Origin of the sequence: Streptomyces sp. NPDC046881, from assembly GCF_040645015.1 — a bacterium.
Classification (GTDB): Bacteria; Actinomycetota; Actinomycetes; order Streptomycetales; family Streptomycetaceae; genus Streptomyces.
Window position 1 is genome coordinate 63,153 of the sequence record NZ_JBEYXJ010000001.1, and the last position, 21,741, is coordinate 84,893.

General features: G+C 68.3%; 17 protein-coding genes, 3 pseudogenes and 1 riboswitch. Of the genes and pseudogenes, 11 read left to right on the top strand and 9 right to left on the bottom strand.

Annotation, left to right across the window (positions count from 1 at the left end):
* Positions 1–377: 377 nt before the first annotated feature.
* Positions 378–467 (bottom strand): annotated as a pseudogene (locus ABZ923_RS00275) (IS5/IS1182 family transposase); the annotation flags it as partial.
* A 94-nt stretch (positions 468–561) separates the two neighbouring features.
* On the bottom strand, positions 562–1,440 hold the full coding sequence (locus ABZ923_RS00280; protein ID WP_361464681.1) for an MBL fold metallo-hydrolase: 879 nt from the start codon (positions 1,438–1,440) through the stop codon (positions 562–564).
* 12 nt (positions 1,441–1,452) lie between these two features.
* Positions 1,453–1,520: riboswitch (guanidine-III (ykkC-III) riboswitch) on the bottom strand.
* A 155-nt stretch (positions 1,521–1,675) separates the two neighbouring features.
* Between ABZ923_RS00280 and ABZ923_RS00285 the strand changes: the two genes are divergently transcribed.
* On the top strand, positions 1,676–1,900 hold the full coding sequence (locus ABZ923_RS00285; RefSeq protein WP_361465269.1) for a hypothetical protein: 225 nt from the start codon (positions 1,676–1,678) through the stop codon (positions 1,898–1,900).
* A gap of 5 nt (positions 1,901–1,905) precedes the next feature.
* On the top strand, positions 1,906–2,049 hold the full coding sequence (locus tag ABZ923_RS00290; RefSeq protein WP_361465235.1) for a hypothetical protein: 144 nt from the start codon (positions 1,906–1,908) through the stop codon (positions 2,047–2,049).
* A 1,097-nt stretch (positions 2,050–3,146) separates the two neighbouring features.
* Here the strand turns inward: ABZ923_RS00290 and ABZ923_RS00295 are convergent.
* Both ABZ923_RS00295 and ABZ923_RS00300 read right to left on the bottom strand, forming a co-directional pair.
* The gene (locus ABZ923_RS00295; protein WP_361464683.1) at positions 3,147–6,542 is read right to left on the bottom strand and encodes an RHS repeat-associated core domain-containing protein; all 3,396 of its coding nucleotides are present in this window, start codon (positions 6,540–6,542) and stop codon (positions 3,147–3,149) included.
* Positions 6,543–7,776: 1,234 nt separating this feature from the next.
* On the bottom strand, positions 7,777–8,187 hold the full coding sequence (locus ABZ923_RS00300; protein ID WP_361464685.1) for a hypothetical protein: 411 nt from the start codon (positions 8,185–8,187) through the stop codon (positions 7,777–7,779).
* 191 nt (positions 8,188–8,378) lie between these two features.
* On the opposite strand from ABZ923_RS00300, the pseudogene ABZ923_RS00305 reads away from it, so the two are divergent.
* Both ABZ923_RS00305 and ABZ923_RS00310 read left to right on the top strand, forming a co-directional pair.
* Positions 8,379–8,589, top strand: a pseudogene (locus ABZ923_RS00305) (aldo/keto reductase); the annotation flags it as partial.
* A 67-nt stretch (positions 8,590–8,656) separates the two neighbouring features.
* On the top strand, positions 8,657–9,451 hold the full coding sequence (locus ABZ923_RS00310) for an SDR family oxidoreductase (RefSeq protein WP_361464688.1): 795 nt from the start codon (positions 8,657–8,659) through the stop codon (positions 9,449–9,451).
* An 808-nt stretch (positions 9,452–10,259) separates the two neighbouring features.
* On the opposite strand, the gene ABZ923_RS00315 is transcribed toward ABZ923_RS00310, so the two are convergent.
* The gene (locus tag ABZ923_RS00315) at positions 10,260–10,706 is read right to left on the bottom strand and encodes a DUF6003 family protein (RefSeq protein WP_361464689.1); all 447 of its coding nucleotides are present in this window, start codon (positions 10,704–10,706) and stop codon (positions 10,260–10,262) included.
* A gap of 409 nt (positions 10,707–11,115) precedes the next feature.
* Between ABZ923_RS00315 and ABZ923_RS00320 the strand changes: the two genes are divergently transcribed.
* From ABZ923_RS00320 to ABZ923_RS00335, 4 genes are all read left to right on the top strand, one after another.
* On the top strand, positions 11,116–12,324 hold the full coding sequence (locus ABZ923_RS00320; protein WP_361464691.1) for a phospholipase D-like domain-containing protein: 1,209 nt from the start codon (positions 11,116–11,118) through the stop codon (positions 12,322–12,324).
* Positions 12,325–13,022: 698 nt separating this feature from the next.
* A complete protein-coding gene (locus ABZ923_RS00325) occupies positions 13,023–13,673 on the top strand; it encodes an NAD(P)H-binding protein (protein WP_361464694.1) in 651 nt (216 codons plus the stop codon).
* 975 nt (positions 13,674–14,648) lie between these two features.
* Positions 14,649–15,242: a hypothetical protein gene (locus tag ABZ923_RS00330; protein ID WP_361464695.1), complete on the top strand. Its 594-nt coding sequence runs from the start codon at positions 14,649–14,651 to the stop codon at positions 15,240–15,242.
* A 489-nt stretch (positions 15,243–15,731) separates the two neighbouring features.
* A complete protein-coding gene (locus tag ABZ923_RS00335; protein ID WP_361465238.1) occupies positions 15,732–15,980 on the top strand; it encodes an STAS domain-containing protein in 249 nt (82 codons plus the stop codon).
* A 533-nt stretch (positions 15,981–16,513) separates the two neighbouring features.
* Here the strand turns inward: ABZ923_RS00335 and ABZ923_RS00340 are convergent.
* From ABZ923_RS00340 to ABZ923_RS00350, 3 genes are all read right to left on the bottom strand, one after another.
* The gene (locus tag ABZ923_RS00340; protein WP_361464698.1) at positions 16,514–16,885 is read right to left on the bottom strand and encodes a hypothetical protein; all 372 of its coding nucleotides are present in this window, start codon (positions 16,883–16,885) and stop codon (positions 16,514–16,516) included.
* Between the two features lie 210 nt (positions 16,886–17,095).
* The gene (locus ABZ923_RS00345; protein WP_361465240.1) at positions 17,096–17,488 is read right to left on the bottom strand and encodes a hypothetical protein; all 393 of its coding nucleotides are present in this window, start codon (positions 17,486–17,488) and stop codon (positions 17,096–17,098) included.
* 402 nt (positions 17,489–17,890) lie between these two features.
* Positions 17,891–18,658: an MBL fold metallo-hydrolase gene (locus ABZ923_RS00350; protein ID WP_361464701.1), complete on the bottom strand. Its 768-nt coding sequence runs from the start codon at positions 18,656–18,658 to the stop codon at positions 17,891–17,893.
* A 126-nt stretch (positions 18,659–18,784) separates the two neighbouring features.
* Between ABZ923_RS00350 and ABZ923_RS00355 the strand changes: the two genes are divergently transcribed.
* Positions 18,785–19,714 (top strand): AraC family transcriptional regulator, encoded by a 930-nt coding sequence (locus ABZ923_RS00355; RefSeq protein WP_361464704.1) that lies wholly within the window; start codon positions 18,785–18,787, stop codon positions 19,712–19,714.
* Between the two features lie 159 nt (positions 19,715–19,873).
* On the opposite strand, the pseudogene ABZ923_RS00360 reads toward ABZ923_RS00355, so the two are convergent.
* Positions 19,874–20,151: pseudogene (locus tag ABZ923_RS00360) on the bottom strand (transglycosylase SLT domain-containing protein); the annotation flags it as partial.
* 267 nt (positions 20,152–20,418) lie between these two features.
* Here ABZ923_RS00360 and ABZ923_RS00365 point away from each other — a divergent pair.
* Together ABZ923_RS00365 and ABZ923_RS00370 are read left to right on the top strand one after the other, a co-directional pair.
* Positions 20,419–20,835 (top strand): hypothetical protein, encoded by a 417-nt coding sequence (locus ABZ923_RS00365; protein ID WP_361464707.1) that lies wholly within the window; start codon positions 20,419–20,421, stop codon positions 20,833–20,835.
* Positions 20,836–21,202: 367 nt separating this feature from the next.
* On the top strand, positions 21,203–21,670 hold the full coding sequence (locus tag ABZ923_RS00370) for a hypothetical protein (protein WP_361464709.1): 468 nt from the start codon (positions 21,203–21,205) through the stop codon (positions 21,668–21,670).
* Positions 21,671–21,741: the final 71 nt, after the last annotated feature.

The window sequence follows — 21,741 nt, forward strand, 5'->3', positions numbered from 1 at the left end:
ACCTCGTCCTCACAGATCACCTGCGCCATCGGCGGATCGCCTCTCATGATCGGTAGATAGGCGTCGCCGATCAGATGGACCTCCCCAGCACCCAGGGGTCGCTCGAAGCGGACACGCCGGCGTGCACCACCGGGCGAGCGGGCGCTGCTCCCCCGGCGGACTCACCGATCGTTACGGAACGCCGTCCTGCAGAGACGCTGGCAGCCCCAGGGAACCATCCCTTCAGCCACGGGCTCTGGGGGACGACGGCGTATGGCACGAGGCCTTGTTCTTCCCAGCCGACGGGAGCGAAGTCTTCGGCCTCTGGCGGCTGCGCTCGCACGGGCTGAGCCTGCAGGATCCTTCGACGTCACGGATGAGGACCTGCGGTCCGCAGGGAGGCTGCAGGCCGGTTCGAGAAAGCTCTGGCGGAAATCAGCGCTTCCTTCATCACAGGTGCGAAGCCGTTTGAACTGGTGCAGCCAGGCCACGAATAACCCGCATTTCGCCCGGCGGCACCTCTTGTCGGCCTGCAGGCAACGCATCCGGGAGCCGGGACGGACCCTGTCCTGTCGGTACCGCTCATGCGTCAGGGCACAGGATGAACAGTGGGAAGGCGCGCCGGCTGGGTTGATCACCGATCTCCTTCAGCGCTGCGCGGATCTCATGCAGGTGGCCGGTGGTCAGCTGCAGTGGGGGCTCGTCGGGCTGATAGAGGGTACGGATCGGGTAGTCCACGCCCGGCTGCCGGGTCATCTCGATATGGCAGCCGAGTACGTGGGTGACATTCCGTTGGTCACAGAAGTCGATCAAGCGATCGATCGTCCGGCTGAATGCCTGCCAGTCCTTGATGTACAGGCGGCCGGGGTAGACCGTGTCACCGGTGAGGAGGAACCCGGTCCACGCGTCGTAGAACGTGACGGCCGCTTCGTGGTGGCCCGGGGTGGCCAGGCATTCCAGCACCCGGCCCCCGAGGTCGACCTGCGCCACGGCATCGGGATGATCGGCAAATCCGAAGTACGGCCAGGCGCTGGTCAGCTCCGCGCCGATCACCGTGGTGTCGGGACGATCAGTGAATTGGCCATCGCCGGCGACGTGGTCGCCATGCGGATGGGTGTGCAGCACCAGCAACTGGTACCCGTGTCGGGGGTAGCGATCGAGCCAGGACTCCATGAGCTCATCGACCACCTGGCGAAGTGGGAAGAACTCGGCGGATGCGGTCGCTCCTGTGTCGATCAGCACCGCCCGCTCGTTACCGAAGAGCAGAAACAGGAACGGCGCCTCGTAGTCAATCGCCATGTTCTGCCGCAGAATGAACGTGTGCTCGTCGTAGGTGTGGACCTGGATGTCCGGGTCAGTGTTGTGCTTGGCCGAGGGCGAGCCATGGATCCACCGGACATCCAGTCCACGAGGGCTGGGGGTCGATCGGGTAAAGTCGATCAGAGAAGTGCGGGCACCCATGACGTCTCCTTGAGTGCGTCGTCTTGGCGGGCCGGGTACGGCGCACATCTCGTCCGGGGCAGGCACGTACGAGCCTCCAAGGCGACGCTAACAGGCGGAGCTGGTGGTCGTGAAGGCGGGCGTGTGGGACTCGAACACCATGGCTCGGGAGCCCCCGTCGCTCTGCACCCGGGCTCTGTGCTCTCACCCAGTTTTGGGTGTCCGGCGTTGTCTGTTCCGTGCACCCGGGTGGGCGATGAGCAAGACGCCGGACTTCTTCGTTGACCTGCGGCGGGTGGGCGCGCTCAAACGGGAGCGTCTTGGCGGTCGGCCGTCGGACGCCGCACTGTCCAACGCCCTACGACCACCGGTATCGGGGGATCCGATCGGGCGCGTGGTCGCCGGAGGACAGATTTCCGCAGCAGCTCAAGTCACCATGGCCAGTTGGCTGCCCATCGCAATCTGGAGAACTTCCGTCTGATCACCTTGCGCGGTGCCTTCCGGCACACCGTCTGGGCGGGTCTTTTCGCACCGAAGAACACGTGCATCGACGAGGCCGTCTACCACTACCTCACCACCGGTCTCCTACCCTGCCGCGACGCACCTGCCAGAACTGATCTAGTGACCTGAGTCGGAGATTTTCGGGTAGTTCTCGCGAGCTGCCCGAAGTGCCGAAGACCGGATTCCAGCAGGCCGGGCCTAACCTGGCGGCCGCACGGCTTCCGGCTGACGGCCGCCGATCTGACGAAGAATCTCTAACTCAGGTCACTAGGTCGTGTTCGGAAGTAGGCGGAGCCATTCGTCTATGGCGGTGACGTGGACGGTGGCCACGTAGTGGACGGCAAGCGCATCGAGCCGGGTGGCTGCCGCCCGGTGGCGTTCGAGGCGGTTGATACCGCACTCCACGGCATGGCGGCCGCGGTAGTCGATCGGGGCGAAGGCGGGCGGGCGGGCGCCACGGCTGCCGCGCCTTCGCCGGTGACCGGCCTGGTCGGCAGGCTCGGGAATCCTGCCAGTCGACCAGCCCCGCCGCATCGGCCGGGTGAGGGCGGCGGGGCGGTGCCGGAGGCGAGGCCAATGCGTAATCGGTGGTAGTTGCGGGGTCGGTCCGCTCCGTGTGGGATGCGCCGGTCGGCATCGAGGGCGGTGAGGGCGTCCGTGCGGGTACTGGTCAGCTCGTACGTGGAGGCGAGGTGGCGTTGCACGGCGAGCCGGGCTCTGACGGGGGCGGGGCGGGGGGTGGCCGCGGGCGCTGTGGTAGTCGGACGCGGCGGCTAGGTGGGCGCGCCAGGCGGGTGCTTGTCTCAGATCATGCCCAGGGCGTCGAGTCCGGCGGTCCGATCCGCGGCGAGCCGGCCGACGGTGCGGGCGTCGCACATGGTGATGGTGAAGGCCCAGCCGGTAGCCGGCGAGGTGGTCGTGTTGCATCGCGGCTTGCGGCCGCAGCGCTTGCGTTTCCGCGTCCGGGAACGGGCAGCGGGGCCGGGCAGGATGGTCCTGTCCGGCCCCGCTGTCGTCGCGTCGGGATGCCGACGTGGTTGCCATGGTGCCGGATGTCGGTCAGGTGGATCCACGGATACACCTGTGCCATGAGAATCCTATTTGCGTTTTGTGCGCCCTATCACGGCTGCGACTGCGAGGACGACTACGATGACGACCACCAGAACTGAGATCGGCGTTCCGGACGGCCATCCCTTGTAGGCCATTGTCACGTGGTTCATTTCACCTCACGAGGTGGCTCGATCATAGATTTCCTGGGTTGCGTTTCCCGCGGCCGTCCCACCGAACGCGCACACAGGGGCCGCGGTACCGCCGGTGATGTATAGGCAGCCCGCCGTGAAGCCTTTGTCCGCGGCGAATGAAAGTGCCGTACCAGCCGCCTCCTTCCACTGTCCCTGGGAGACCTGACTGGCGATCTGCCCGATGCTGACGACGTCGGACGCAAAGCCGACCTTCTTGGACGCAGACTCCGCGAAACTCATGAACGAGGTTCCGGTGGGGTCGATGCGGTTGACGGGGTCGCCGGCAGCGTAGAGGTAGGGGTTTTGTTCTCGGCCGGAGGGGTCGGGCTGCGTGAAGCGGCCTATGTTGGGGTCGTAGTATCGGGCCTGCAGGTGGTAGAGGCCCGTGGGATCCTGGTAGTTGCCGGCGAAACGGTAGGGCTGGGCGACCGGTTCGGTGGACTGGGCCAGGATGCGCACGCCCCGGGGGCTGTAGGCGTAGCTGTCGACCTTGTTGCCGTCGATGTCCGCGAGGGCGATCACCGAGCCGAGCGCGTCGGTGAGGTAGTAGTAGGTCTTGCCCCCGGTCGTCATGGAATTGAGGGTGCCCCCGGGTTCCCGGTTGAAGCCCATGTCCGTGCCGGCCGTCGTCTTGGCGGACAGGCCGAGCGGGCCGTTGTGGAAGTAGGTGTCGCCGAGTCTGATCCGCTCGCTCTGGTCAGTGGAACCGTACTGTCCCGCGTAGGTCTTGCCGTTCACGGCGATGGACGACATCTGGGAGTGGTCGGTCCACTGCTCGCCGGTGCGCAGGTAGTCGTCGGTGGAGGCACCGGCGGTTTCGTTGCCAATCTTGTCGTAGGACCAGGCGCCGCTGGTGCTGGACTTGGAGGTCAGTTCCTGGGCGTCGTTGTAGGTGTAGGTGGTGCCGCGCGGGCAGCCTTGGTCTGCTCCCTGGGAGGTGAGGTTTCCGGCCAGGTCGTAGCAGTACTGCCAGGAGTCGGTGATGCTGCCGGCCTTCTCCTCCTTGGCGTAGGAGAAGCGGCCCGCACCGTCGTAGGAGTACGTGCGCTTCAGCCCGCTCACATTGTCCGTGCTGGTGCGGATTTTGCTGCCGTCACTCTTGCCGTCGGAGCCGTAGTTGTAGGTGTAGTCCAGGTCGACCAGGGTGCCCTGGGCGGAGGTCACCTTGATGTTCTTCGGGCGGCTGGAGGCGTCGGCGTCGACCTTCTGGACCGTCCCGCCGGGGTAGGTGGTCGTGGTGCGCACGTCGTTCTTGTCGTACGCGTACGTCGTCACGCGGCCCTGCGGATCTTTGAGCTCCCTGAGCTTGTTGACCTCGTTCCAGGCGTAGTCGACCTTGCCGGCCGGGTCCTGGTAGTAGTCCACGTTGCCGGCCGGGGTGTAGGCCAGCAGCGTCTGGGAGGTGTCCTGGAGCGTGCGGACGGTTTCCCGCTGGAGCGGGTCGAACTGGTACTTCACCGTTCCGGTGCCGTCCGAGCGCTGGACCAGGTTGCCGTCGCCGTCGTACCAGTACTCGACCTTCACCGTGTTCGGTGAGGTGACGGTGCGGATGCGGTCAAGGTTGTCATACGTGTAGGTGACGGTCACGCCGCGGACGTCGGTGACGGACTTGGTGCGGCCGAGGTCGTCGTAGGTGTACGTCGTCTTGTCCAGCGGCGCCGGAGGCGTGACCGTGTCCAGGTTGCCCTTGGCGTCGTAGTGGAAGTCGGTGGTGACCGTCTTCGAGGCGGTCATCTTCGTCTTGGCCTTGCAGCGCTGGCCCTCGAAGCCGCCGCAGGTGGGCGTTGCGGGGTTGTAGTCGTAGGAGACGTTGCCACCGCCGCTTCCCGTCTGTGCGACGGAAGTGGTGTTGCCCACCGCGTCGTACGTGAACTGGGTCTTCTCGCCGTCGGGGTTGGTGGAGTCCGAGGGGACGTCTCCGCCGGCGATGGACTGCCAGTGGTTGACGGTGGTGCCGCCCGTGGGTGCCTTCACGGTCTCCAGGTTGTTGCGGTCGTCGAACCCGTAGTCGGTGGTGTTGCCGGGGGTGGTGCCCGAGCCCATCGCGTCGGTGGCGGTGTCGATGTTGTGGTTGGCGTCGAACTTTGTCGAACGGTGGTGTTGGAGCGCGTCGGTGACGTCGGTGACTTGCCCGTCACCGTCGTGCTCGTACGTGGTGGCGTGCGTCTCCGGGTCCGTGGCGGTGGTGGTGCCGGCCGCGGTCGGGGAGTCGGCGCTGTAGCCGTAGGTCCAGGTCGGGCCGGTGCTGCCGGAGGCATTGAAGCCGGTGGCGCGGAGCATGGAGGTGACGCGGTTGGTGTCGTCGTAGGTGAAGACCGTCACCCGGCCCTCGGCGGTGGTGATCTTGTTGATCCGGCCCGAGGTGTCGTAGCCGAACGCCACCGTCTTGCCCTCGGTGTCGGTCGTCGCCGACAGGTTGCCGGCCGCGTCGAGGTTGTAGACGGCGGTGCGGCCCGTGTTGTCCTTGGCCTGCCACTGCGACGGGTAGGTCTTGTAGAGGTCGATCCAGCGGCCGGAGCGGGTGTCGGTGAGCTTGAAGCCCTTGTTCTCACCGTTCTCGTCGTGCTGGTCGACGGTGATCGTGCCGTGGTTGCGGTCGGTGACCTTGGTCAGGCAGCCGTTCGCGTTGTACGTCTCCTTCACGCCCGACTTCCACTTCGTCAGCGTGTAGGTGCCGTCGGAGTTCTTCTTCAGATCCTCCGAGTAGCCCTTCGGGGTGGCGAACGAGCCGTCGCTGTTCTTCTTGAAGCGGACCGTTGCGCCCGAGGCGTCGTAGAAGATCACCTCGGTGGAGGAGACCGACAGGTAGCGCTCGTACTGCTGCCACCAGCGCTGCGAAACCCTGCCCCAGGGCGCGTCCAGCGAGTTGTACGTCCGGGCCAGTCGCAGGCGCTGGCCCACGCCGGCGATGTCGAAGTCCGTCGCCGTCAGCATCAGGTTGCCGGTCGAGTAGTCGATCTTCGCCGTCAGCGCGTCCGTGATCGCGAAGGTCGTGTAACGGTGCCACGGCACATCACCCTGGCCCTCCGGCACCAGGTTCAGCACCGACGCGGCCGACGCCGGATCGGCCGGCTTCGACTTCCTGGCGGACGCGCCGGACGCGGGGCCCTTGGCGTGGGCTCGCTGCTCACGCAGCCAAGGCAGGTACACGTCGTCTGTCGGGTTCTTCGACGGCTGCGACTTCACCGGACGGTTCGTGCCGACCTTCACCGGCGGCATCGTGAAGTCGGGGCCGTTCTTGCCCCAGACCGAGACGAGCTTCGGCGCCGCGAAGGCGGGCTGGGCGCCGACTGGCAGAGCCGCTGCGGCCACGGCCGCGGAGGCCACAACAGCCAGCGCGGACAGACGTATCGATCTCTTGCGGGCGCGCCGAGACGGCATGCCCGAAGCACGCGAGTGCATGGATGGATCCCCCATGAGAGGCCAATGAACCCGGCTACCCCGTTGGTCACCGAGCCCACACAACCTGTCACGGGATTCGCACAAGGTCGCGGACGTGCCCTCGAAATCACGCCTCATGCGAGCGGGAATCAGCCCCTCCACATGAGATGAACGAAGGGTGCATGCGGTCGACTACCTGGTCGTAACGGCCGCCTTCATCCCAGGTATTGGAACGCGCATGCGGTGCAACTGGCTGAAGACAATCGCTGATGCTGCACTGATACGAGACGCTGTCGCGTGCCTTCGGACCTGCACAGGAAGCAACCGTCCAGTCCCCCCTCGGAGCACACCCCCGTGCGCCCCTCGCGGGACGGCAACCGCACGACGGGCCAGAGCCGCTTCCGCTCCCAACAGGCCCACGCGGCGGCGTCGAACGAGCCGGAGCCCTCCGCAAGCACCGCAAGAATCCGCTCGCGGGCGGCGAGAACCTCAGGGTCCGTTCCAAGACGAGACTCTGCCCGGCAGCGGGACCTGGATCGTTCGTTCCGGAAGCTCGACTCTCCGCGACCTCGCCGAAATGTGAATCTCGCCGCTCCCGGCGGACGAGCACAGGACACGCACGGTCCAGGCCGGGCAGCACCCGGAATCGTCGCGCGGCGCACCACGACGGCGGCCCATGCCTCGATTGCACGTGCCACGCCGTCGCTGTCCTGCGGATAAGAAGGACGGCGTGCCCCGCCTGGAAGGGCCCCCGACGCCAACCCACGCCCCTCCCCCGGTCACCGAACCGGACCGTCCACGCTGGGCGCGGTCTGCCGCTGTGTTGATGGTGCCCCGGCCGGGTAGCAGAAGCGGGGCCCAGTGGTGCGCTTCGTCGGCACGCGCGACTAGCTGCACGGCCACCTGGCTCACCGGCCAGCGCGCTCTCCCCCGGTCAGGGTCGGGCCGGCTGCCCCTCCCGTGGGCCCCGCCGGCACCTCCCTACCGATCCTTCTCGAAGTCGCGGTCCGGGCGTCGTGGTCGGCGCGCGCTGCTCGGTGGCTGCTCCGCTCTGGCCACGGAAGGCACGCAGTAGTGACGAGCACATCTCGGGCCACCTATGGGTTCAGTCCTGCCGCGGCCGCCGTCTCCGCACAGTCCATGTGTCTGCCCCTGCCAGGTGTCCAGCACGGTGTGTCCTCACCGGTCGGCGGCTTGTCCGAGGCGAACCACGGCCGGAGACGTCATGCGGAGGTTACTGCGAGAGCAGAAGCGGCTCATCGTGCACCTCTTGGCGTATCTGCACAGTGCTGCTGGCAGCCAGCAGGAAACGGCCCTTGCTCTCCAGGAAGCGGGCTGCCACCGGGGTGCCGGGCTGCTCGGCGAAACTGCGCAGCGGCCCCAGTTCCTTGCGCAGCGGCTCACGCAGCCACAGCTCGAAGGCGGACGTGCCGCGTACCAGCGCGAAGTAGCGGCCGCTGCGGTCGAACTGGATGTGCATTGCGTCATCGGCCGTCTTGACGGTTGAGGTGGTACGTCCCGTGGCGAGGTCGACGATCCGCACGATCGGATCCCCCAAGGTGAGCACAGCCACTCGGTTCGCCGCCGGGTAGGGGCTGACGGTCGTCTTGGTGGCGAGGCGCGCAGGTTGTTTCCCGGTGTGCACGTCCCACTGCTGAATCGTGGTGCCCGAGACCGCTACGAGGTGGCCGCCCCAATCAAAGAAGTAGTCGAAGTCCTTATCCTCGGGGCCCCCTTCGGCAGCCTGACTGGGGAGATCCGTACCACCTCACGCAGGGTCGCGGTCTCGCGGACGGAGACAGTCTTCGTCAGCTGGGACGCAAGCAAGACGGTATTCTGCACGCCGGCCTCCCGTAGGAGGAACTGCGCGCCTTCCACGAGCGGCACGGCATCGCCACGGTGGCGTGGAGCCCGCTCGCCCAGGGAGCCCTCCTCGGCGACCAGGCGGTGGCGGACGTCGTCGAGAAGTATCACCTGAGTCCCGCAGGTCGTCCTGCTCTGGCACCTGATCGGTGACATCGTTATCCCGAAGTCGGTGACGCCCGACCCCGGACCGCGACACGCTCAACTGAGCGCCGTAGCCCCCGTCCCGTATCCGTTCGAGGAGGTTTCCCGTGCAGATCGACCTGACCGGCCGGACCGCGTTGGTCACCGGCTCCACCCAGGGCATCGGCCAGGCCATCGCCGTCGGCCTCGCCCGCGCCGGCGCGCGGGTGGTCGTCAACGGCCGTCGCAACGAGACGGTTGAGAAAGCCGTGCAAGAGGTCCGTGCCGAGGCCGGCGCGGCGGAGGTCGTGGGCGCGGCCGGCGATCTGGCGACGGCGGAGGGCGCCCGGGCCGTTCTCGACGCCGTCCCTGCGGTCGACATCCTCGTCAACAACCTCGGGATCTTCGGCGCCGCTCCGCCGCTGGAGATCGAGGACGCCGAGTGGGTCCGCTATTTCGAGGTCAACGTGCTGTCCGCGGTACGGCTGATCCGTGCCTGCCTGCCCGGCATGCGGGAGCGGGGATGGGGCCGCATCCTGAACATCGCGAGCGACTCCGCCGTGGTGATCCCCGCCGAGATGATCCACTACGGCATGACGAAGACGTCCCTGCTGGCGGTCAGCCGCGGATTCGCCAAGGAGGCCGCCGGCAGCGGCGTCACGGTCAACTCCGTGATCGCCGGGCCCACGCACACCGGCGGCGTCGAGGAGTTCGTCCGGCAACTCGTCGGAGACGAGCTGAGCTGGGACGAGGCGCAGAGGGAGTTCATGGTCAAGTACCGGCCGCAGTCCCTGATCCAACGGCTCATCGAACCTGAGGAGATCGCCAACATGGTCGTCTACCTCAGCTCGCCCCACGCCTCCGCAACCACGGGGGGAGCGCTACGGGTCGACGGCGGCTACGTGGACTCGATCCTGCCCTGACCCCGTCCATATCCAGGGCGGCCGCCCCGGTGGCCCTACCGGGGCCCGACGCCGGCACGCGCGGTCTCGTCGACGTGGAACGTGCAGGCGTCTGTTGGAGCAGCTCGCCACGCCACCTCTTTACCCCGCTGCCGAAAGCGTCGGTATTCCGCAGGGGGACACCACGGTGCCGCAGCCCGCTACGGCGTCCGCAGCAGCAGCGGCATCGACGACCATGGCGAGCCCTCCGACGCCGTCAAGAGGCGTGGCACCTGACGTTCCGGCGAGGCGTCCCCCTCCGCTCCCCCGACGGCAGTTCGGGCACCGGCCGCCGTGTCGCGTCCGCGTGCCGAGCGGGCGTCGCGCGGCTCGCGCCGTACGGGTGTGAAGGTCGCCCCGGTGAACACCCCCGCGCGCGGCGGGGTGGAGGCGCACGGTCCGCTGCTCGTTCTCGACGCGAACGCCAACCGGCATGTGACCGGCCATGGCGTCGGCGGTCTGATCCAGGACGGGGTCCCGTCACACGCGCCCGTCAGCAGCCATCCAGCCAGAAGGAACCGCCGACTCTCCACGCCTCTCATCCGCTCGACTTCCCACGACGCCGACAGGTCCGGCTGGGTCACTTTGCGGTGTCCCGAACGCCGCAGGGGACCCAGGCGTACACCGACTTCCGTCTCGCCGGCACTGCAGCGGACGGCACGCCGACCGGCGGACGAAGGGGGGCCGGTCAAGACGGCCGAGGCACTCTTGGCCTGCTCCGGCTGACATCCCAGTTGGACGCGGCGACCGCCTGCGCGAATCCGCTGGTGATCAACCCGGCAGCCTTGGCTTACTGCGCGGGGCTCTCGGTTCTTGTCCGGGTCAGCCAACCGATCTCCTGCGGATCCAGCCCGGTGAGCTGGACGATACGGGGTGCAGGGATACCGGCTTTCAACGCCCGGTGAATGAGGGCTTCCCAGCCCTGGGTCGTGTCCCGGAAGTCCAGGAGCTGCCGTTCCATGTCGGTGATGGACGCAGGCGCGCACTCCTGCTGTACGCGCACCGCCTCCTCTTCATTTAGGGGTACGGGCAGCCGTTCCGCGTCCTCCGGGATGAGCATCTCCGCGCCGGCCGGCAGGATTCTGACCTGATCCGAGGAGGCCTGCACACCGTGGGCGGAGAGCCAGCCGTGAACGGCCGGAGTTTCCGCGCAGTCCAGGGGACTGACCGCGGCCATCGCCGCCCCCAGCAGCGGGTGGCGGTCAGGGAGGAGAAACAGGTAAGCGTCATCGGCCATCGCGCAGCAATGCCTTCCTGATCGCAACAGGGGGAGTACTGATGTTATTGGCACCACTCCCCCGCGCCGGCCACCTTCACACGTCACCCGCGTTTCCATGACCTGAGAAGAGTGGCGACAGGCGAAGCAGCGCACCCATCGCCGTGCGCCCTCCGGCAGCTCTGCGACCGCCGGCCGCAGAGCAGTCGACGACGTGCTGCAGTTTCAGGCTGTGATCGGCCTCGGTGATCGGCCTCGGTGATCGGCCTCGGTGATCGGTCAGCAGACTCGTCAGGGCTCTTGCCCAAGTCGCGGGCGGAGAGGATTGAGCGTCCGCCGACATGCGGCAGTACCCGCCGGGCATGTTGCTTCTCGGGCTCTACCAGCGGCCCGCAACGATCCGTCCTCATCGTCGAACGGGAGATACGACGTGATCCTCGACAGTGAACCGGCAGCCCCGGAGCTCGTCACCACGTCTGACGCGGCAGCACGCAAGCAACGACTGCGCCGCCGTCTGGAGCGGCTGATCGGTGTGGCCGCCACCGAAGGCAACGAACTCTTGCCCCTGCGTAACGGCGACGAGATCTTCCCCGCGATGCTCAGAGCGATCCAGTCGGCCCAGTACACGATCGACATGATGACGTTCGTGTACTGGCGTGGTCAGATCGCCCGGGACTTCGCCGTCGCTCTCGCCGATCGCGCCCGGGCGGGAGTGCGCGTCCGTCTGCTGCTGGACGGCTTCGGTGCCAAGGAGATCGAGCAGCGGTTGCTGGATCTCATGGATGCGGCCGGTGTGCAGGTGGCCTGGTTCCGCAAGCCCGCCTGGCTGTCGCCGTTCAAGCAGAACCACCGTTGCCACCGCAAGGCTCTCATCGTCGATGAGCAGGCCGCCTTCACCGGTGGCGTCGGAATCGCCGAGGAATGGTGTGGTGACGCCCGCAACCCCGGGGAATGGCGCGACACCCACGTTCAGGTGCGCGGACCAGCCGTGGACGGCATCGCGGCCGCGTTCGCGCAGAACTGGGCCGAGTGCCACGACCAACTCTACGACGATCGCGACCGCTTCATCGAGCACTCGCAGGCCGGCTCGTCGGTGGTCCAGGTCGTACGCGGCTCGGCCAGCATCGGCTGGCAGGACATGCAGACGCTCATCCGCGTCATGCTCACCTCCGCCGAGGAGCGCTTCCGCCTCGCCACCGCCTACTTCGCCCCCGACACCTACTTCATCGACCTGCTGTGCCAGACCGCCCGCCGAGGGGTGCGTGTGGAGATCTTGCTTCCCGGCCCGCACACCGACCAGCGCGCCTGCCAGCTCGCAGGCCAGCACCACTACACACGTCTGCTGGAAGCAGGCGTGCATGTCCGCCAGTACCAGCCGACCATGATGCACGCCAAGATCATCACCGTGGACTCGGTCGCCGCCCTGATCGGATCCACCAATTTCAACCGCCGGTCCATGGACCATGACGAGGAGGTCATGCTCGCCGTTCTGGACGAGACGTTCACCGCCGAACTCGACCGAGACTACGACGCGGACCTGCAGCGCAGCGTCGACATCGACCTCACCCGATGGAGACGGCGGGCCATACTCCAGCGCGCCAAGGAAGCCGCCGTCACGCCGATCCGGCACTTCCTGTGACGCGACATCTTCCGGGTCAGCCCGCGGATTCCCTTCGGCGCGCCGCTCAATAGGCCATGGCGTCCCCAACAGCGTGGTCTGCATCCCGGTGTACGACGTGTCCGCGCCGCACAAGGAACTGCTCGCCCGACCGAACGCGCCCGCACGTCCCGGCATCGATAAGGACGCGCCCGAAGAGCCGACGCTGCAGGTCAGTGACCCGTACGGCAAGGCAGCGAGCATGGCTGAGGATGCGGTCCCTGTCCGTGGAAGAGGGGTGCTCGCACTCCTTCAGCGTGGCACGACGGCACCGCCCCCGGACCTTGCCTACCAGCGGACGCCGATGTGGTCGATGCCGGTGAATTCCACTGCCAAGCCACCACGGGGCGGCCGCTGCCGCAGATGGCCTCGTGAGCGGAAATGGACATGAACCGAGCAACGCCACGCGGGCACAGACCGGTCGGGCAGGGGTGGGGGCGCCAGGCGGCCGTGCGCCGGTCGGGGCCGAATGACGCCAACTGCGGGGCCTGCCGGCAAGGTGACCCAGGGAGGCGTGGGTGGAAGTGCAGAAGTCATCGGCGGCCTGCACCTGGCGGCGGAGCCGACCCGCGCGCACGGCTGACGGTTTTTCACCCTTCTCCGTCGGCCCGGCACCATGCCCACCGGCTCCGGACCGCCTTACGGTCGGTGAAGGACGGAAAAAAAGGAGGCAGTCCCCGATGAGCACCATCACCCTGTACGGCGCCACCGGCACTATCGGCTCGCGTGTCCTGGACGAGGCGCTGCGCCGCGGGCACTCGGTCACGGCGGTGGTGCGCGACCGCGCCAAACTGACGGTCGAACACCCGGCGCTGACCGTGGCGGTCGGCGACGTGCTGGACCCGGCCTCGGTGGCTGAGCACGCCAAGGGAACGGACGTTGTGGTCAGCGCGGTCGGCGGTGGCGACGGACCGGGCCACCAGGCGCTGATCAAACCGTCCTTCGAGGCACTGGTGGCCGGGCTGCGCACGCTGGGCGGGGACGCGCCGCGTCTGGTCACGGTGGGCGGCGCGGGCTCGCTGCGCACCCCGGACGGCAAGCAGGTGTGGGACGCCGAGGGCCTGCCGGAGTTCCTGCTGCAGATCATGCACGCGCACGGCGATGCGCTGGACTTCCTGCGCACAGTCACCGACGTGCGGTGGACCAACCTCTCACCGGCGGGCACCATCGCCCCGGGCGAGCGCACCGGTTCGTACCGCGAGGGTCTGGAGGACCTGCTGATCGGCGCGGACGGCGAGAGTCGGATCTCCACCGAGGACTACGCGGTGGCGATGCTGGACGAGATCGAACAGCCCAAGCACACCGGCGAGCGCTTCACCGTGGCGTACTGACACCCCGCCATGCCATCACCAAGGGCTCCGGATCGCGGCAGTCCGGCCCTCCTGGCATGGCCTGAACACGTGCGGATGCAGGCAGACGGCGACCTGCGGCAGGCCCTTCCGGCCGCCGAGGTGCGGGGTAGGCACTCTGCGGCAGCGAGCCGGACGGGGATGGCGGTCGAAATCGGTGACCGGACTCGGAGCCGCGGGCGCGGTGCGTACGCTGCGCGCTCGGGTGGTACTCCCACACGCCGCTGCGGCGTCGCACGGCCCGACGGCCGAGCGGTACCTCACCGGCGCGGGCATCGCGACGTCCCTCCACCCGGATGCACCGGATCCCGCTGACGACGTGGGGAATGGGGATGCCCGCCGGCGAAGCGACTTCACCGGGCCCGTCCGCAGGGATGCGAAGGCATCGACCGCATCTGGTGTCAGCATCCCCGTGCTCCGCTCACTCATCGGGTTGAGGCCCGGTTCAGGTCTGACTTCCCCGAGATCAACGGCGCCGCGGATCAGCTCCCCCCACACACACTCCATGACCTCCCCGCCCCACACTGCATGACGGGGAGTCGCAATCGCAGACTGCGCGGCAACAGAGTCGGCCGCGCGCGGCAGCTGTAGGCGGGCCGGGGCGGCAGGCCAGGGGGCTGCCGGCAAGAGACGGCCGGGTCGGCGCACATGGTACGACCCGGGCACGGCAGCCGGGCCAGGGACGCGGGACGTGACCAGCAAGCCGATGGAACAGGCAGTCCCGGGCGCAGAGGTGGGCAGCGAGACGGAGCCACGGGGAGAACGCGCGCTCGCCATCGGTCACCTGCGCGAGGCGCTGTCCTTGTAGACCGTGTTGGGCTCTGACCGCGCCGAAGAGGCGCGCGCAGGACGCCGCTCGCCATGACGGCCGGCTGGTTCGGCTCGGCCGGGCCGGGTTGAAGAGAGATGAGTATGCGCACTCATCACGCACTCTTGGCCGTGGTGAAGGATCAAGGCATGACGAGATCGAGGAAGACAAGAGCCGGGCTCGGGATGCTGTCGTGGGCAGCGGTGGCGCTGCTGGCGGCGGGATGCGGGACGCAGCGGGCGGATGACCCCGCCGAGGCGTATCGGCGTACGCACCCGACACCGACCGGCATATCGACACCGAGTACTGCGAAGGACTACCGCTGCCCCGGAGAGAGCCCCCGGCCGACGCCTCCCACGGCCGCGACCACCTCCGGCTCGACCGTGCCGCCGACCGACCACTACGCCGAGAACCACGGTTTCAGAGACCCCCTGCCGCTCCACGGCAAGAGCCGATGCGACGGACTCGCCGCCGTCGGGCGTATCAAGACCGCGCTCGAACCACTGCGTCGGCGCGGCGACTTCGCCCCGGACAGCGTCCGGGACGCGCTCACCGGCCTCGGCTACTCGGCGGACAAGGTGCGGGCGTATCAGGACGGGTCCGCCGGAGTGGGCTTCCTCATCGACATCGGCGCCTCTCCCTGGTGTGTGGAGGGCGCGATGAGCAGAGATTCCACGAAGGCGGACGCCTTCGGCGGCTACCCCGACGGCACCGGATGCGAGCCCCCGAGCGGCGGCCACTGACAGCAAACCGTCGCCCGTGGCCGGCCACGGCCGACGGCACCTCTCGGCCGGCGCCCAGCAGCACGCCTGGGACCGGGTCGCCGCGCTTGCCCCGTCTCTTCCTGGGAGGACCGGGGCTCGTCTGCCGGCGGCTCGGTTGCGTCGTCGTCGCCCTTGGCATGCACCTCGGGCGGGGTCGCGCGGTGGTGTTCCGCTGCGCCGCGAACCGCTCCTTCGTCTGCTCGTCCACCTACGCGGCGTCGTTCCCCTCTGAGGTACTCATCACTCGGTCCTCTCCACGCGTTCCCACGAGGCGGTCACCCGACGCACCTCATGCCTGTCGACCCGGCGGCGAGGACGACGACGTCACCCGGCCGGTACTCCGCTCACGGAGGCGGGCTGGTGGACGTGGGGTGGTGCGTGGAAGCTCGAGGGAACCAGCCTGGCTCGTGAGAGGCCCCATCGCCGCCCCCAAAGGTCATTCCCGGATGACCAGGGCGCGGTACGGGTCTGCCTCGCTCGGCTGCACACGGCCCCCATCTGCACCTGGACCTGTCGGGCTTGTCCCTTACAGACGTGAGCGGACTGAACGTGCTGGTGCACCTGCGCCGGTGCCTGCGCGCCGAGGGCTGCCTCCTGGCCGTCTGCGGACTGCCGCCCCAGCCGCACGTCTGCTGCGGATGGCGGGGGCCTACGAGTAGTTCGCAGCCGACACCACCACCGCGTGCAGCTCCGATCAGGCTCTGCGTGTGTGACTGAGTCCGGGGAGTGCCGAACCCGGCGTTCCGGCGCCACAATGCAGCGTCGCGCCGTCGCGGAGGGGCTGTCATGGTGAGAAGGCGTGCGTCCTGGGCGCGCGGGGCCGTCGGGGCGGTGGTCGTGGCAGTCGTCGTGTGCGGCGTGTCCGCGTGTTCCGGCAGGTCGCAGGTCGAGTGCTCCGGCGGCGCGTACGAAGCTGAGTGCCATCCCGTGTACCGGCCACCGACGAGTACGGGGTCCGCCACGATGTCGTCCGCTGTGCCGACTCCGACAGATCCCTGCCCCTCGGACTGGAGCGAGGTCTGGAAGCGCATACACGACAGGGAGTGGGATTATGCCTGCCCCCTCCCCAGCCCCTTGACCTCCGCCGTACCGTCCACCCTGCCAGGGCTGCCGGCCGGCGGGCAGACATGACTCGATGAGGAGTCCGGGAGGTACTCGGACCGCTCCTCACAGGCCAGAGCACGGCTCACGGCCTGGCAGACCCGGGGTCGTTCGGATCGAGCGAGACGGAGGCTCAGCCGGCATCCCACTCAATCTGAGCTCTGAATGTCAGCATCTGCCTCGCGTTCGGCGGTGAACTCGTCGAGAAGCTGGAAAAGGACCTTGATGGCGTGCTTCTCGTCCTCGGGTGGCAGGTCGGCGATGTTGTTCCAACCGTCTGGGAGCGCGATATGCAGGACCTGCCCAGGCCAGGCATGGTTGCAGCTGCAGCCACGACGGGCGACGAGCCACTCGTGCCAGCCTGTGAGTCCCTGTCCCCCGTGGCGCATCGCGTGCTGGTCGTAGCCGGTGAGGAATGCGGTCAGCTGGTGGAACGACGAGCCTGTGCCGACGAACATGCCGGGACGCTGGCCGACGCAGGCGAAGTACTCGCGCTCGCTCATTTCCTTGATCTGCTTCATCGGTCTCCTTCACAGGTGCGGCGCGGATGGGGCTGTGCACCGTGCAGCCGCCGACAGTCGTTGCAGAGTCGCCTGGGGGCTTCGAGTTCGCTCAGGGAGTGCTCGTCGGTCGTCGTCACTGGAGCTCGTGCCCATTGGTACGAGGTCCCTAAGAACTGTGACCGCAATGATCGTGGCTCGGAGTACACAGCCCCCTGAGCGATGACCTGCTCAGCCGACGGCTCGCGGAGTGTCGAGGGATCGCGCGAAGTCGGCGAGCGTGTGCAAGTCGTTCCCCTGCAGAGCGACCCGAGGGTTGACGCGGTGCAGAAGGCCGGGCCCTCGATGGTGGGCGTTCACGTACGTCTGGTCCAGCTCGCTCTGTTCGTCGTCCCACGTGGTGGCCCAGCACAGCTCGATACCGAGCCGGAGCAGAAATCGGCCCTGGTCGGGGTTGAGCCAGATGCGCAGGGGGCGCCGCCGGGACGAGAGACCTCTGTGCTCCGGATAGGCGCCGACCCGGGGAACTCTGAGTGGGGTGTAGCCGTCGGGACGCTTCGACGGCTTGGCCGCATAGTGGTTGACCGGCCCGCCCACGTCGAGGAACAGCAGCGGTCGATTCACATGTCCCCCGTTCTCGCTCATCGTCGGCTGCCCCGATCAGCGTAGCCGTGGACGTCGTCTCGGCAAGGGGCCAACCTAAGGGGTGACGTCCCCGGCCGGACTCGGCAAGCAGGCCCCGGGGTTCTGCACGTGCTCGCCACACCCGCAGCCGGTGAGGAGCCGGCCCGGCATGGCGTAGCGCGGCGCGGCTGCTCTCTGGCAGACGGCGGTCGTGAGCGGATCTCGCTGCACGGCGCGGCCGAGGTGGAGGAGCCCACCTCGCAGATCACACCGAGGGCCTCGCGGGCGGGGCAGGTGCACGGCAAACCAGGTGGGCGGAGCCGGTCCACGAAGGCCTGTTCGCACTTGCCCACCCCGCTCGTAGCTTCAAGGGCGGGTACGGAACCGGGGTGTGACGGCCTATCAGGCATCACCGGAAACGCCATCCCCCACGCGGACGCGCAGCCGTCCCTTCGCCTCCAGCCGCTCAAGGCGTCGTTGCTCCTTCACCACCCACCGCCGTACCCGGTCGGGGTCCAGCATGCCGCCATGTCCCGCGTGCAGTCGCTCGGGACCCAGGTTGAGCATGCGCCGGAGGCTGGCCAGATTGGCGAGGGGATCGTCGTGGAACGGCGGGTTCCAGGGCAGGCGCGGCAGCAGTCCCAGGAGCGGTGTCGCGATGAGGTCTCCCGCGACGAGGTCGCCCGCCTCGGTGAGGACTGACACCGACCCGGCGGTGTGGCCCGGGGTGGGGACGATGCGTGCGTCGATGCCGTAGTCCGTCAGCGGCATCTCGCCGCGGACGAGAACCTGCGGTGTGAACGGCTCCGCCCGGACGTGGAAGGGCGGGAGCCTGGCCAGAAGCTTGCCCAGGCTCCCGGTCGGAAGGTAGGGCTCGCGCACCCGGCCGCTGGTGTACTGCCCGAGATCGCCCACGTGCGCGGCGATCGGCGCCCCGGTCAGACGACTCAGTTCGGCGGCTCCGCCGAAGTGGTCGATGTGTCCGTGGGTGACGACGATCACGGAGATGTCGTTCGGGTCCACCCCCTGCTCGGCTACATGTTCGTAGACCTTGCGGCCGCTGCCGGGTACACCGGAGTCGACGACGACCGGCCGGCGGCCGAGCAGCAGATATGCGTTGACGTTCCGCTTCCCGAGGACCGGGAGGGGGATGACCTTCGTGCCGGGCACGGAGTACTCCGTTCACAGTGAGCAGGTTCGGACATCTCGACGGTACGGACGCTGATTGAGCCGCTCCATGCCTCTCAGGCGCACGGTCATTGCCGATCGTCTCAGGTGTTCGACTACCCTGTGGGCATGGACGCTCTGGCGGATGTCCTCACCGCAGCCAAGGTCGGGGGCACCGTGCTCGCCCGGGTAGACGTGGCTGCGCCCTGGGGCATCGCGTTCCCGAAGCTGCCGATCGCGGTCTTCCACACCGTCGTCAGCGGTTCCTGCTGGCTGCGCCGCCCAAGAGCCGAACCGATCAGGCTCTCCACCGGCGACCTGGTCCTGCTGCCCGTCGGCACCGACCACGTGATGTCCGGCGCCCCGAGCGGGCCGGCAACCCCCTACGACGACCTCGTGGTCGCGCGCCCCGGACCCGGGGAATCGGAGATCCACATCCCCGGCCCGGGCCCCCGAACCCGGATCATCTGCGGCGGTTACCGCTTCGACGGGCGCGTCTCGCGCCCGCTGCTCGCACTCCCACCTGTGCTGGTGCTGCCCGCTGCCGACGGCGAAGTGCCCGAGCGGACCGAACTCACCGACACCCTGCGGATGCTCACAGCCGAACTTGCCGCATTTCGGCCCGGTTCCCAGACCGTCATCGACCGGCTGACCGATGTGCTGTTCGTCCACATCCTGCGCCGGTGGACCGCAGATCAGGGCGAGCACGGCACGTCCTGGGTCCTGGGCCTGCGCGACCCGGAGGTCGCTGCCGCGATCTCACTGCTGCACGAGGACCCCGCCAGGCCCTGGACCGTCGAGGAACTGGCACACCAGGTCGGCGTCTCCCGCGCCACGCTCTCCCGGCGCTTCACGGCCCTCATCGGCGAGCCACCACTGGCCTACCTCACCCGCTGGCGCCTGGAACTGGCCGGCCGACGCCTCCGCGACACCGCCGACACGCTGCCGGCCGTGGCCGGCAGCGTCGGCTACACCTCGGTGTCGGCATTCTCGCGGGCCTTCGCGCGTCAGTGGGGAATACCACCGAGCCGCCACCGCACGGACCATCGCCAGCCGTGAGCACCCGAGCGGACGTGCCGCCCGATCGATCCGCCGAGACACTCGCGGCCTGACCGGCCAGGCATGGCCCAGCCGAGAGCATCGCCCCGGGCCGACCAGCAGCCCATGTGTGGCCGGGCCCGGTTGCAACTTTCACGGGCAGGTGCGGGGTGCGGATCGTCACGGCGCAGCCCGGCGTGGTGGGCAGGGAGTGGCTCGGCACTCGAAGTTGACGTCGTCGATGGAGCCGTAGCGGTGCGCAGCGTAGTTGGCGGCCGCGGTGATGTTGGCGACCGGGTCGGTGAGGCTGTTGGCGCTTCTGCCGACCTGGTAGGCATTGAACATGGGTTCGATCACCTGCAGCAGGCCTTGGACGGGGTGTCCTTCTGAGCGTTGGCGTCCCGGTTGTTCTGGGCGTTGGGGTTGCCGCCGGACTCACGCATGATGTTGCGGTGCAGGACGTGGCTGACCGTTCGTAAGGACTTTTTTGCAGCGGTATCCCTGTGTGTCCCCCGGAGGACTCAGCCCATACTGCGCCAGTCGCTGGTGGCGTTCGCTGTATTGCGGCCGCGGATCACGTACGCGTCAGCGAGGCCAGGACCGACCGCGCAGGCGGTGGCCCGCTCACTGGTCAGCAGCCACAGGCTCGTGTCCGTACTCGACGCGAGCTTCCCGCCCGTCGGTGACCGCAGCCTCACGGTGCGTTAGCAATCCGCAAGCGGGAGTTGGCGGATGGAAAGATCGAAGAACTGCCCCTCGTGCCACTGCTGCGGGGCACCGACGACGGGGACGGCGGCTACCTCGCCACCGTTGAGGTGGCCGATGCGGACCTCGCGCTGCTCGCTGCGTTCCCCATCGCACTCGACCGCGTAGCCGGCTCGCGCCCCGGCCTGGAGGAGACGCTGACGGAACGATTGGGCGGCAAGCGGGCGGGAGCGCCGCTACCCGCAAATGCCCAGTGTGGGACGCGGCCGTCCCACACTGGGCGCGGCCGGCCCTGTCGCCGGCCCTGCACTCGCCCTTCGAGGGGCCTGCGCGGCGCCTCCGACCACGAGATGCTGTCCAAGGTTCTGCGCCATGCCGAGGGCCGGACCGCCGTCGGCCTGAACGAGGACGAGGCGGCGGCCCACCGCGTGATGTGAAGCGCGCCGCGCGTGGCGATCGGCTACGCGCACGAGGCGGCTGATCTGCTGAGGGCGCCTGCCAGGCAGACGAGGTCTTACCGGCGCACCGTGAAGAACGCCACCCCTGCCGATCCGAGTCTTGCGCCTGTCCGCTAGCCGCGACGATCGCGAGTTGCACACCGACGTGCTATTCCCGCGGGATGGAGACGTTGCCGGTGAACGAACCGTCGTCGGCTGCGCGAAATTGGCCAAGTCGCGGACCCATTGGATCCTGGCACGGCCAACCGCTGGTAAGCGCATTTCACCGGGCTCCAAGTCGACCGCCCAGACACTGAGGGGCCTATGATCACGAGCGATAGCAAGTGGTCTTCGAGAGGGGCGCCTCGTGCCACAGCTTGTCCGCGAGCAGCATGTTGAGGTGTTCGTGGGGTATCACGCCTTCGCGCTGCAGGAATCCGACGACGCCTTCCTCGATCTGGAGTTCCCGGACGAATTCGACTTCGGCACCTTCCTAAGCACCCATCCCGGACGCTTGGACATCACGAGCGCCGGCCATACCCACACTGCCTCTCTCACGGTCGAGGTATGGGACGGGCCGGCGCCGGTGCAGGACGCCGTAGCCTGGGAAGAGCAGGCGGAGGCGGACTTCGAGTCGGTCAGCGGCCAGGTCGCGGTGTGGTCGATGAGCCTGGGCCGGCTCGATGACCTGATCGGGCTGGCCCACTCGGGCGGGTTGTGGCGCGTGCGTGCCTATTCCGCCGGCCGAGCTGAAGTGAAGGCTTTGGCCGAGAGCGAGGAGAGCATCGCAGGAGTCGAGCGCTACCTCGTACAGTTCTGGCCTGCCGGTTCGTAGCCCACGTACCGCGTCGGGAGCGGCCGGTCGCTCCCGACGCGTGAATCAAGGTAGGGGCCTGGGGGTCCTGG